Origin of the sequence: Rhizorhapis suberifaciens (assembly GCF_014200045.1) — a bacterium.
GTDB classification, from domain to species: domain Bacteria; phylum Pseudomonadota; class Alphaproteobacteria; order Sphingomonadales; family Sphingomonadaceae; genus Rhizorhapis; species Rhizorhapis suberifaciens.
The window spans coordinates 187,407-199,248 of the sequence record NZ_JACHOV010000005.1 but is presented as its reverse complement, the minus strand read 5'-3'; the positions used below and the strand labels follow the sequence as shown (position 1 = coordinate 199,248).

General features: G+C 58.5%; 14 protein-coding genes. 9 read left to right on the top strand and 5 right to left on the bottom strand.

Annotated features, from left to right (window positions below):
* Positions 1-39: 39 nt before the first annotated feature.
* From HNQ99_RS16950 to HNQ99_RS08220, 3 genes are all read right to left on the bottom strand, one after another.
* Positions 40-372, bottom strand: a complete 333-nt coding sequence (locus HNQ99_RS16950; RefSeq protein WP_184475156.1) for a PilZ domain-containing protein — start codon at positions 370-372, stop codon at positions 40-42.
* Between the two features lie 85 nt (positions 373-457).
* A complete protein-coding gene (locus HNQ99_RS08225; protein ID WP_184475155.1) occupies positions 458-1,471 on the bottom strand; it encodes an NAD(P)H-dependent flavin oxidoreductase in 1,014 nt (337 codons plus the stop codon).
* Between the two features lie 108 nt (positions 1,472-1,579).
* Complete coding sequence (locus HNQ99_RS08220; protein WP_184475154.1) at positions 1,580-2,839, bottom strand: aspartate kinase; 1,260 nt, start codon at positions 2,837-2,839, stop codon at positions 1,580-1,582.
* A 76-nt stretch (positions 2,840-2,915) separates the two neighbouring features.
* Here HNQ99_RS08220 and ubiG point away from each other — a divergent pair, with 76 nt between their 5' ends.
* The 3 genes from ubiG to HNQ99_RS08205 all read left to right on the top strand — a co-directional run bounded on the left by ubiG (position 2,916) and on the right by HNQ99_RS08205 (position 4,474).
* The gene (ubiG, locus tag HNQ99_RS08215; RefSeq protein WP_184475153.1) at positions 2,916-3,647 is read left to right on the top strand and encodes a bifunctional 2-polyprenyl-6-hydroxyphenol methylase/3-demethylubiquinol 3-O-methyltransferase UbiG; all 732 of its coding nucleotides are present in this window, start codon (positions 2,916-2,918) and stop codon (positions 3,645-3,647) included.
* Positions 3,648-3,875: 228 nt separating this feature from the next.
* Positions 3,876-4,052 (top strand): hypothetical protein, encoded by a 177-nt coding sequence (locus HNQ99_RS08210; RefSeq protein WP_184475152.1) that lies wholly within the window; start codon positions 3,876-3,878, stop codon positions 4,050-4,052.
* A 164-nt stretch (positions 4,053-4,216) separates the two neighbouring features.
* The gene (locus HNQ99_RS08205) at positions 4,217-4,474 is read left to right on the top strand and encodes a hypothetical protein (protein WP_184475151.1); all 258 of its coding nucleotides are present in this window, start codon (positions 4,217-4,219) and stop codon (positions 4,472-4,474) included.
* Positions 4,475-4,504: 30 nt separating this feature from the next.
* Here the strand turns inward: HNQ99_RS08205 and HNQ99_RS08200 are convergent, their stop codons facing one another.
* Together HNQ99_RS08200 and HNQ99_RS08195 are read right to left on the bottom strand one after the other, a co-directional pair.
* Positions 4,505-5,209, bottom strand: coding sequence for a DUF4893 domain-containing protein (locus HNQ99_RS08200; protein ID WP_184475150.1), 705 nt, complete (start codon positions 5,207-5,209; stop codon positions 4,505-4,507).
* Positions 5,210-5,423: 214 nt separating this feature from the next.
* Positions 5,424-5,795 carry a glycine zipper 2TM domain-containing protein gene (locus HNQ99_RS08195; RefSeq protein WP_184475149.1) on the bottom strand — a complete coding sequence of 124 codons (372 nt, stop codon included), beginning with the start codon at positions 5,793-5,795 and terminating at the stop codon, positions 5,424-5,426.
* 207 nt (positions 5,796-6,002) lie between these two features.
* Here HNQ99_RS08195 and HNQ99_RS08190 point away from each other — a divergent pair, with 207 nt between their 5' ends.
* From HNQ99_RS08190 to HNQ99_RS08165, 6 genes are all read left to right on the top strand, one after another.
* Positions 6,003-6,986, top strand: coding sequence for an LLM class flavin-dependent oxidoreductase (locus HNQ99_RS08190; RefSeq protein ID WP_184475148.1), 984 nt, complete (start codon positions 6,003-6,005; stop codon positions 6,984-6,986).
* 994 nt (positions 6,987-7,980) lie between these two features.
* A complete protein-coding gene (locus HNQ99_RS08185; RefSeq protein WP_184475147.1) occupies positions 7,981-8,334 on the top strand; it encodes an ArsC family reductase in 354 nt (117 codons plus the stop codon).
* Positions 8,335-8,374: 40 nt separating this feature from the next.
* Complete coding sequence (locus HNQ99_RS08180; RefSeq protein WP_184475146.1) at positions 8,375-8,755, top strand: RidA family protein; 381 nt, start codon at positions 8,375-8,377, stop codon at positions 8,753-8,755.
* An 81-nt stretch (positions 8,756-8,836) separates the two neighbouring features.
* The gene (panB, locus tag HNQ99_RS08175; protein ID WP_184475145.1) at positions 8,837-9,709 is read left to right on the top strand and encodes a 3-methyl-2-oxobutanoate hydroxymethyltransferase; all 873 of its coding nucleotides are present in this window, start codon (positions 8,837-8,839) and stop codon (positions 9,707-9,709) included.
* Between the two features lie 69 nt (positions 9,710-9,778).
* Positions 9,779-10,513, top strand: a complete 735-nt coding sequence (locus tag HNQ99_RS08170; RefSeq protein WP_184475144.1) for a tetratricopeptide repeat protein — start codon at positions 9,779-9,781, stop codon at positions 10,511-10,513.
* Entirely contained in the window at positions 10,500-11,828 is a 1,329-nt protein-coding gene (locus HNQ99_RS08165) for an outer membrane protein assembly factor BamB family protein (protein WP_184475143.1), read from the top strand. The genes HNQ99_RS08170 and HNQ99_RS08165 overlap by 14 nt, the downstream gene beginning before the upstream one ends.
* Positions 11,829-11,842 lie beyond the last annotated feature (14 nt).

Sequence of the window (11,842 nt, the reverse complement as noted above, 5' to 3'; positions counted from 1 at the left end):
TTTGGAGGTGGTCGACTGCCCGAATTCAACCCCTATCGGTCAGTCATTAGCCCTGCTGAGCCTTCGAAACAGCGCCCGGTCAATCGGGGCGTCGAACCTGCATCCAATACTACCACCGTCGCTCCAGACGGTCGTTGCCGCAACTGGCCGGCTTCCCTCAAACCGCAGCCAGACCCGGTCATCTGCGTCAAAGCGGGCTTCAGTCGCAATTCGGCAGCCATAGATGGACAGGTCAAGCAGTTGGGCGTCATGGCCGTGATCGGCGTGATGCCGAATGGAGGCGCGTTGCAATATCACGGGATGGCGCAAGGCGCCGCGATGTTCGACCAGTGCAGGTTCTACCCTGCGATATCTTGAAAGCCTCAGACCCATGACAGCCCCCTCAAGGCGCAGGCTATCCAACAAAGCTTAACAAAATGTTAAGCTTAAGAATGGGGCAATGAGCCAGTCTTCGCTCTCAGGCGGCGCGTTTTTCCAAGGCTTCAACTGCTTCGGCCATCAAAGTTGCTAGGATTTCCGAAACCGGCTCTTCCTTGGTAACCATCCCGACCGATTGCCCGGCCATCAAAGAGCCGCCCTCTATATCGCCATCGATGACGGCGCGACGCAGCGCTCCGGCCCAATAATGTTCGATCTGCAATTGCGCTTCGCCCATTTCGATGTCGCCCGCGTCCAGCAAGGCCGCGACTTCGCGTTGCTTGGCGGTAAAGGCTTCGGTGCCTGCGTTCTTCAGCGCGCGAACAGGGATGACCGGGAGGCGCGGGTCCACCTGTACGCTGGCTATGGCGTCGCGGGCCGAAGCGCGGATGAAGGCCTTTTTGAAGTTCGGATGCGCAATGGATTCGTGCGCGCAGACGAACCGCGTGCCCAGCTGAACGCCCGATGCTCCCATTTCCAGATAGCCCGCAATGGCACCGCCCTTGGCTATGCCGCCTGCGACGAAGACAGGGAGTTGGTGCGCGAGTTCGGGCAGGATTTCCTGCGCCAGGACAGAGGTTGCGACAGGGCCGATATGGCCGCCCGCTTCCATCCCCTCGATCACCAGCGCATCGACGCCCGAGCGGACCAATTTCTTCGCCAGCGCCAGCGCCGGGGCGAAGCAGATAAGCTTTGCACCCATTTCCTTGATGGCTTCGATGCTGCCTTTGGGTGGCAGGCCGCCTGCAAGCACGACATGGCCCACCCTGTGCTTCGCGCAGACCTTGATCAATTCGAACAGCTGAGGATGCATGGTGATAAGGTTGACGCCGAACGGCTTGGAGGTGAGCTTCTTCGTTTCGGCAATTTCCGTGTCGAGCAGTTCTGACGTCATTGCGCCACAGGCGATCACGCCGAAACCGCCCGCATTGCTGATGGCGGAAACGAGGTTGCGCTCGGACACCCAGCTCATCGCCCCGCACATAATGGCGACGTCGCATCCCAGGAATTCCGTGCCGCGCTGCATTAGGCGGTGTAATTTGTCTTGTGCCATTTTACCCTTCCGTCGTCCCGCGAAGGCGGGAACCCATCTCCCGGCCTATTCTCCTGGCTCTGCGTCAGGAGATGGATCCCCGCCTTCGCGGGGATGACGATAATCAGATCAAGCCGCAGCCACGTCCGCGTCGAGATCGTAAGCCGTGTGGAGCACGCGCACCGCCAGCTCCGTTTCGTCTTCGTCGATCAATACGCTGACCTTGATTTCGCTAGTTGAGATTGCCTGGATGTTGATGCCGCGGTCCGCGAGCGACTTGAACATCAGCGCCGCAACGCCAGCATGGCTCTTCATGCCGACGCCAACGACGGAGATCTTGGCCACTTTTGAATCGGAGATTATGCGGTTGAAGCCGATATTGGCCTTCTCGCTCTCCAAAATGTCCATCGAACGGGCGAGATCGGCGGCGGGGACGGTGAAGGTAACGTCGGTTTCGCCCTTTTCGCGGCCGACATTCTGGATAATCATATCGACGTTGATCGACGCATCCGCCAGCGGGCCAAAGATGTGGGCAACCGCACCGGGCCGATCCGGCACACGGGTCAGGATGATCTTGGCTTCATTCTTGTCATGGGCGATGCCGGTGATGAGCTGCCGTTCCATATCGCTTCCTTCAATTTCCTCTTCGCTGACGATCAGCGTACCGGGCAAATCGTCCTGATCCGGATCATCAAAGGAGGAGAGCACCTGAACGCGCACTCCTTCCTTCATAGCAAGGCCGACCGAGCGGGTCTGGAGCACTTTTGCTCCCACGCTCGCCAGCTCCAGCATTTCTTCATAAGTGACCTTGTCGAGCTTTCGCGCGCGGGCCACGATACGGGGGTCCGTCGTATAGACGCCGTCGACATCGGTGTAGATGTCGCAACGGTCGGCCTTCACCGCCGCTGCAACGGCGACCGCCGAGGTGTCCGAACCGCCCCGGCCTAGCGTCGAAACCCGGCCATTCTCCATCATTCCCTGGAAACCGGGAATGACGGCGACCTGTCCGGCCGCCATGGCTTCGTTAAGAGCGTCGGTTTCAAAACTTTCGATCCGCGCCTTGGCATGTGCATCCACCGTGCGGATCGGCAACTGCCAGCCAAGCCAGCTGCGCGCGTCGACACCCATCGACTTCAGCGTCATCGCCAACAGGCCGCTTGTGACTTGCTCGCCGCTCGACACAACCACGTCATATTCCGCAGGGTCGTAAAGCGAACTGGCTTCGCGGCAATAGCCGACCAGCCGGTCAGTTTCGCCCGCCATGGCAGAGACAACGACCGCGACTTCATTGCCTTGTTCCACGACATGCTTCACGCGAGCGGCGACATTACGGATTCGCTCCATGCCCGCCATCGACGTGCCGCCAAATTTCATCACTATGCGCGCCATGATTTGCGCCTTAATCTTGTATGTTGCAGATACGCCCCGGCGCGGGGCGCGCCCCTATTAGTCAGCGAGTGAGGCAATGGCAAGCAACGCCACTACGATCAATCCGGATGAAGCCGCACATTTCGGCAAGCTGGCGGCAGATTGGTGGAACCCGAGCGGATCCAGCGCCATGTTGCACCGCCTCAACCCTGTGCGCCTGCGTTATATACGGGACGCGATCGATGCTCATTGGCATATCGACGAACATGATATGCGTCCGCTGACCGGCAGAAAGGCCCTGGATGTAGGGTGCGGGGCAGGGCTGCTGTGCGAACCGCTGGCGCGGCTTGGCGCGCGGGTCACCGGTATCGATGCAGCACCTGAAAATATCACTGCCGCACGGTCGCATGCCGTTAAACAAGCCTTGGCCATAGATTATAGGGCCGGGGGCATAGAGACTTTGAACGAGGGAAGCTTCGATCTCGTCACGTCCATGGAAGTGATCGAGCATGTGACTGATCCCCAGGCCTTCGTCGATGGCTTGGCTCGTGCCCTCGCTCCGGGGGGTCTCATGATCCTTTCCACACCCAACCGAACGGCCCTTTCGCGCCTGGCGCTGATCACCCTGGGCGAGGGGCTGGGCCAGATCCCGCGCGGGACGCATGACTGGAACAAGTTCCTGACCCCTCAGGAATTGGAGGAATTGCTCGGCAAGGCCGGTATGGAGGTGACCGATGTTACCGGTCTTTCCATCAATCCGGCTAGAGGCTTCGTCCTTTCCGACAATATGGCGGTCAACTATTTCATGCGTGTCCGGCACAAGGGCTGAATGGCCGGCTTTGATCCATTTCGAGGTTCAACCGTGCAAAATCTGCACCGTAATGAAATAAAATATGCTGGCTAGCTTCCCGGCGACATGGCATTGTTATTACTGAACAATTAACCTTCGACGCCCCTCCGGCGTACGGAAAATAATCGGTTTTGTGGAGTAGATGCCGTGTCGTGGCCCTTTCAGGGGTCACGCTGAGGTGGACGACCATTAAGTTTGAGGAAGCACATGATCGACCTCCTGTTTCGGGCCAAGAGCCAACGTAACCGTGATCTTAGCGATCTGGCGGAATTGAAATTGCGTCACGGCAGCCAAACCGCGGCGATTTTGAAGCTGCAGGCGACGGATCTGCGGTCAGATCCACAGAGCCGCAAGCGGTGGAAGCGCCTGGTCCGGCTGGTTTGACGTCCGGATAGTCGACGATTGCCGGAGTTGAATGCGCGGTTACTTCTATGGCGGCTAAGATACTGCCATATATCTGAAATATAGCTATCTTCGGGATTTCAATGCGGTCTCTTGATGCGCTATGCATCAATGACGGATCGAACCGGCCATACCGGGAGGCGGCATTGGATTTATTCCTTTTTGGAGCTGGACTGCTTTACCTGCTGCTTCAGCTTGTGAGCCTGCTGGTGCTGCGCGGCCGATGGAGGACGGCCGCCTGGGCATGCGCCGGCATCATGGCGTTGGCGATCATCATAGGGCTGCTTGGCGGATATAGCGGCTCCGACATGGCGCCGCTGTGGATCGTGGTGGCGATACCCATTCTGGCTGTTGTGCTCGCTATCCTGCTGGTTGTCCGCGGCATCATCAAGCTTGCTGAATAGCGGCAGAGTTCAGCTGATCCCGCACCGAACTCAGCCGCCTCCGCCACCCTGCAGCCGCCTTGCGAGGGGCGTGATGGGGACCAGTTCCAGTACATCGAGGCGAGATTCCGCCTTCGGACTTGGCAAGACGATCCGCCATTGAAACGCGTCTACCCGCTCGACATAGCCGGCAAGGTCCCGCTCGGGATCGTCACCATAGGCTGGCGGTTCTTTTTCATCGCCCAGCACCATCGCTCCTAAGAAAACGTAACGATCGTCGCGTTCGGGCCAGATGCGGCCGGCGGGGCGCTGCGATCCCGTTTGCTTGACGATCCACAGCCGGTCTTCTTCTGCTTCGACATGGCAGTTGAAGCCCTTATAAGCCATGAAATTCACCCCCTTTCGGCCGGCGGGGTGACCCAGCTTTACGACGCGGCATAAATAAGGGCCGGGGGGCGGAGCGGCGCGAGGTAGAGCCGCTTTGGGCTCCAGCAACGGCCCTTCTGCGGCTATTTCTTTCGCGTGCCCCGTGCGGCGGGCCTGCGCCAATGCTTCAGCCCAGGCTTGATCGACCGCTGCCAATCGAGCCTTGTCATTGAAGGAAATGATGGCATGCCAATCGGCAACGGGATCGGTCTTTTCTACTTCCATGACGGCAGAGGGCGTCGTGACGCCCTTCGGTCCCAGGACCGACGTACAGGCGGGTAGAACCATCGCCAGCGCTACTAACGCTGCGACCGAGCGGTACGTCGACATTTCAAAAGGTCCTTCTTGCTGTCCCCCAAGGACACGCCGGAATATGAAAAAAGAATGAAGGTTAATCATTAACAAATAGTTAATACTGTTGCGGTGCAGCAACGTTGCTGCACCGCTAAGTCTCACAAATGCATATGGAAATTCGTTTCTGTCGCGATCTAACGGTCTCCTGTTGCGGCAGGCCGATGTTTAACTTGCGTACGGTGCTGAAGGATCAGCGGCAGCGCAGTTCGCCCCGATCTATCGATCGTCCCAGGAGCGCTCCTCCAGCCGCGCCGACCACGGTTCCAAGCGTGCGGTCGCGCCCGCCGTCAAGTTCCCGCCCCAGCAGTGCGCCTACAGCGCCACCAATGATAAGTCCGGTGGTGCCATTGTCTCGGCGGCAGTGATAGCGCCCGTCACGGCCACGCCAGACGCGATCGCTCCGCGACAGGCGGCGCGGCTCATAATAGCGGCCATAACCGTCATAGGCACGCTCCTTTGCTCGACGTCCATGGGCCGGGGCCCATGGCGGCGGGTCGGCAAAGACAGGCGATACAGGCAGCATCATTGCGCCCAGACACGCAGCGAGAATCGTCTTACGCATGATTAGATCTCCTCCAGTCATTCCGCTTCATCATGTTTGTGCAGCATCAAGTTGCATGAACCTGAAACTACATTTGACTGATGAACCCTACATTGCCAAATGCCTCTAGGGTATTGCGATCGGCATGCAGGCTATCAGCTCCTCACCCACTTTGCTCTTGGTGATAGCGATCTCTGCCCGTAGATGGGTCGCTTAAGGAGCGCCTGCATGATTCCACTGTCTATCCTTGAACTTGTGCGTGTTATCGAAGCCGGCAATGCTCGCCTGGCGCTCGACAACGCCCGCGACCTTGCTCGGCAGGCTGAGGGCTGGGGCTATCGGCGGATTTGGGTGGCCGAACACCATAATTTCGCGGGCATCGCGAGCGCCGCGACGTCCGTTGTGATCAACCATATTGCTGCCGGGACAGAGAACATCAGGGTGGGCGCCGGCGGGATCATGCTGCCCAACCACGCGCCGCTTATCATCGCCGAGCAGTTCGGGACACTGGCGACGCTTCATCCCGGACGAATTGATCTTGGTCTCGGCCGCGCGCCCGGGACCGACCAGCTCACAATTCGTGCGCTGCGCCGCGATCTGATGAGCGCCGAACATTTCCCGCAGGACGTGATTGAGTTGCAGGCGTTTCTTCGCCCGCCGCAGTCGGGCCAGCGCGTTCGCGCGGTGCCTACGCCGCCTGAACCGGTGCCGCTGTGGATTTTGGGGTCGAGCATATTCGGTGCTCAACTCGCCGCCGAACTTGGCTTGCCCTATGCGTTTGCCTCGCATTTCGCGCCCGACGCCTTGCTCGAAGCGCTGGCGGTCTACCGCGCCCGCTTCAAGCCGTCCGACCAGCTCGCCGCGCCTTATGCTATGGTGGGAGTCAACATCATAGCGGCGGAAACTGACGCTCAAGCGAGACGACTCGCTACATCGCAGCAGATGTCGTTCGCCGAGTTGCTTCGCGGAGGCGCTCGCCTTTTGCAGCCGCCGATAAACGATATAGAAACCTATTGGTCGCCCGCAGAAAAGGCGCAGGCGATGCGGATGCTCGCTCGTTCCATCATCGGCTCGCCCGAAACAGTGCGTGCAGGTATGGAGCAGCTAAAGGCGGAAACCGGCGCTGATGAACTGATCGTGGTTTCAGATATGTTCGATCATACAGCACGCTTGCGATCATTTGAAATCATCGCGGAGATCGGAAGGGGCTAAAGTGATTTCGAGCCACATGGGATCATCCGGCGGCTCCGCGATTATTCATAACAAGAAAGTGTTGACTCGATCCTCTTCGGATCGCGGAAATCAATCAGCTATGATTAACCCCAGATCATCAAATGGGAGTGACCATGACTGTCATTATGTACGGAATCAAGAATTGCGAGCAATCTGTTTCTTATGTAGCAGGAAAATGGCTGAGATAGGCGGTTTCTCGAATTGTCGTTGAGGGGGCAGGGGATGCGAGGACGTTGGGCGCTGATAGTGTTTGTCGGAATGGCGATGGCATCATGCGGACAAGCAAAGGAACGGTCCCGACCGTCTTTGCTGCCTGCATTGTCGAGCATGGCGCCAGTTATCGCTTGCGTCGATGCGGCCCCTCGTGACGCAAAAGATGCTTTGACTGCCTGTGTAAGTGAAGCGGGAACACCGATCGGTAGAGTTGAACAGGAAGCCGAGTCGCTTGCTGATTTCAGGCAACTTGTCATAATTACGTGGTTGATGTTGGACAGAGATCCAAGCCGACCGTTAAAGCCAGAGTCGCTCACAAAAATGATCGATTATGCTCGGTGTATTGAAGCCGCCGCCTATTCAGATGATGCATTTTCGAGCCGCACGAGAAAGGGCGTGGTGGAAACGCGACTGAGAGCTGAATTAGCCTGCAAGGACCATCCTCTATCCATACGAAGCCTGGACCTAAACGCTGTCACTTTACCGCCCGACATAGCTGAAAGGCTGTTTGCTAAGGCGATAGCGAACTTAGCTTTCACTTATGCGCTCAAAGCGAACGGTTGGTTTCCAAATGAGATGCGTCCTTGCATTCGCTATTTGGACGGGCGACCGCCATCAGCAGGTTGCGCGGGCAAACCTGAGCCACGCCTCCCGCCTCCACCGGGGTGGAAATCGAGGGATCCTATCACCAACTGAAGTCATCTTTGTGCGCGAGCCAATGTCTACTAGGTTGCATTACGGGTTGTTGAAGAGGTTTGATGTGACGTTAACCATGTACGGCATCAAGAATTGCGATACGATCAAGAAGGCGCGCGACTGGCTTGACGGGAGCGGTGTCGCCTATGCCTTTCATGATTATAAGAGTGCCGGAATTGACCCCGCGACCCTCGATCGCTGGATCGGCAAGCTGGGATGGGAAGTGCTGCTCAACAAAGCGGGCACCACATTTAAAAAATTACCTGACTCCGAAAAGGTCGACCTCGACGCCGTAAAGGCCAAGGCGCTGATGATTGCCCAGCCTTCGATGATCAAGCGCCCGGTACTGGATGTTGACGGAGATTTGCTTGTCGGGTTCAATCTTGACCGATATGAGCAGGTCCTGGCAGCCGCCTGACCCATTTCCCCCATTACACTCAAGCAGGATTCATCGAACAATGGCACGCACACTCATTTCTTCCGGCTCTCCTTTTGAGAAAACGGTCGGCTACAGCCGTGCTGTGGTGCAGGGTGATTGGTGCTTCGTTGCCGGGACAACGGGCTATCACCCGGAAACCCGCGAGATGCCGGTCGATGTAAAGGATCAGGCCCGCAATGCGCTGGCGGTGGTGGAAAAGGCGCTGGCCGAAGGTGGCTTCTCCTTGTCCGACGTGGTCCGCGCAACATATTATGTCACTGACATGGCTTATTGGGACGAGCTTGGGCCGGTGTTGGGTTCGGTGTTCGGAGACATTCGCCCTGCCGCTAGCTGCATTGTTTGCGGCCTCGTGAAGCCTGAGATGAAGTTTGAGGTGGAGGTTACTGCCCTCCGCGGTTGAACAGCTACCATCAATCGGTTTTGAGGTCAGTTTCCTCCGCAAGGCTGGCTAAGGCGCGTCGGGCTCGCTAAAAGGCCCGACATGTCCACGACCTTTACCATCGACACCTCGACCTCCCGCGCCAATCCCACCCCTGCGCCCATGAAGCGTCTGACGGTGCCCGCGCTCCGGCAACGCAAGGTGGACGGTAAGACCGGCGAACCCATCGTCATGCTTACCGCCTATACCGCGCGGATGGCGCAACTGCTTGATCCGCATTGCGACGTCCTGCTGGTGGGCGATAGCCTCGGGCAGGTGATCTACGGCCTTCCTTCGACGGTGCCCGTCACGCTCGACATGATGTGCAATCATGGCGCAGCCGTGGTGCGGGGCAGTTATCACAGCCTCGTTATCGTCGATATGCCTTTTGGCAGCTATGAGGCATCCCCCGCCCAGGCATTTGAAAGCGCTGCTCGCATTTTGAAAGAGAGCGGGGCCGCAGGTGTAAAGCTGGAGGGTGGAGAGGCTATGGCAGAAACCGTTGCGTTCCTGACTGCGCGGGGCATACCGGTTTGCGCTCATGTCGGCCTTACTCCACAGGCGGTGAATGCCCTTGGCGGCTATGGCGCGCGGGGACGAAGCAAGGCGGAAGCGGAAAAAATACTCCGTGATGCCCGCGCCGTTGAACAAGCGGGCTGTTTTATGCTGGTGGTCGAAGGCGTGATGGAGGACATTGCCGACGCGGTCACCGCCGCTGTTGCCTGTCCTGCCATCGGCATCGGCGCTTCGGTCAACTGCGATGGCCAGGTCCTGGTGATCGACGATATGCTCGGGATGTTTGAACGCGTGCCACGGTTCGTCAAGCGATATGAGAACATCGCCGAAATCATTTCGGCAGCGGCTGGACAATATGCCGCCGATGTTCGTGGCCGGGCCTTTCCCACAGACGAACAGGTCTACCGCCCCAAAAAGTGATTTTCCTTATGTCCTTCCGCCGCTAAGGTCCGCGCCGGAGCGATCAGCTATACCCATCGGAGACCCGTTTTGGCCGTTACGCCACAAGATAATGAAGCCTTTTTCCGTGAAGTCGACGATGCACTGCGTCAGGATCAACTCACCGGTTTCTGGACGCGCTACGGCCGGTGGCTGATTGCTTTGATCCTGCTTGGCCTCGTCGCTTTTGGCGGGTGGCTGTGGTGGAACCATCAGGCGCAGGAGAAGGCGGGCCTTCGTGGCGAAGAACTGGCCCAGACATTTGATGCGCTGGAAAGCGGAAATAAGGCCCAGGCTTCCAAGCAGGCCGACGCCTTGGTTACTGCCGATCAACCGGGCTACCGCGCCGCCGCCAAGCTCATAAAGGCTGCCATCGCGCTGGAAGGCGGGGACAACAAGGCTGCTGTAGCGCAGTACAAGGCCGTGATAGCTGATGATAAGCTGGCCCAGCCCTATCGCGATTTGGCGCTGATCAGGCAGACCGCATTGGAATTCGATACGCTTCAGCCGCAGCAGGTGGTTGATCGGCTGAAGCCATTGGCCGTTGAAGGCAAGCCCTGGTTTGGCAGCGCCGGAGAGATGGTCGCAATTGCTTATATGAAGATGCGTAAACCGGAACTCGCGGGCCCGCTCTTCGCCGCTATGTCAAAGGATCAGGGCGTGCCGAGAAGCGTTCGGACACGTGCGGTTCAGATGGCTGGTTTATTGGGGGTGGATGCGGTCCGAACAGATCGCGAGCAGGAGGCCGGTGCACCGGCCGGAAACGGGGATAATGAAGGTGAATAAGGGTTATCGCTTGATGGCTGCCTTGGCGGCCGTCGCTCTTCTATCCGGCTGCGGCGTCTTCAAGGGGAAGAGCGGGCCAAAGACGCCGGTACTCGGCGAACGCATTCCGATCCTTACATCGGAGTCCGGGGTCGAGGTTGACCCCTCGCTCGCCGATGTGGAGGTGGTGCTTCCCGCTCCCGAAACGAATGTTGAATGGGGTCAGCCGGGCGGGAACGCCGCCAAATCCATGGGCCATCTAACTCTTGCCAGCGCCCCTCAGCGGGTCTGGTCGGCTAGCGTCGCGGGCGGTAGCAAGAAGGCCCGCCTGGCTTCTTCGCCGGTTGTCAGCAACGGCCGCCTATATGTCATAGGTACTGACGCCCGCGTCCGCGCGTTCGATGCCAATAGCGGTTCTCCCGTCTGGTCGGTCGATTTTGACTCCAAGGGCAATAGTGGCGCTTTGTTCGGCGGCGGCGTCAGTGTTGAGGGTGACCGCGTCTATGTCACGAACGGCGTCGGCGACGTTGCTGCGTTGAATTCCGCCGATGGCAGCACGGTGTGGAAGAAACGGCCTGGCGGACCCTTGCGTGGGGCTCCCACCATTTCGAACGGTAATGTATATGTGATGTCGCAGGACAATCAGATATTCGCTCTTAATGCCACCGATGGCGAGCTGATCTGGTCAGAATCCGGTACGTTGGAGGTTACCGGCGTGTTCGGTGTCGCGGCTCCGGCGGCAGCGCAAGGAACAGTTATTGCCGGCTATAGCTCGGGTGAATTAAGCGCCTATCGTTATGAAAATGGCCGTGGCCTTTGGGGTGATGCTTTGTCGCGGACCAGTATTTCCACCTCTGTCGCCTCGCTGTCGGACATCGACGCTGACCCGGTGATTGATCGTGGCCGCGTCTATGCCGTTGGGCAAGGCGGGCGCATGGCTTCGTACGAACTCGTGACAGGCCAGCGGCTTTGGGAGATCAATACGGCAGGTATTTCCACGCCTTGGGTTGCGGGCGAGTGGCTGTTCGTGGTGACCGACGAGGCAAAGCTGCTGTGCATTGCCCGCGCCACGGGCCGGATTCGCTGGATCAGCCAGTTGGAGCGTTATGGCAACGAAAAGAAAAAGAAGAATCCGATCAGTTGGACGGGACCAGTGCTCGCAGGTGGCCGGTTGATTCTGGTATCGTCTGAGGGCGATCTCGTGTACGCGAACCCCGTCGACGGCTCGGTGCTGGCGACGCAGGAGTTGGGATCGGGAATATCCCTTTCTCCGGTGGTCGCAAACAACATGCTGTATATCCTTGATGATGATGGCCGGCTGACGGCTTATCGTTGAGCTATGCAGGTCAT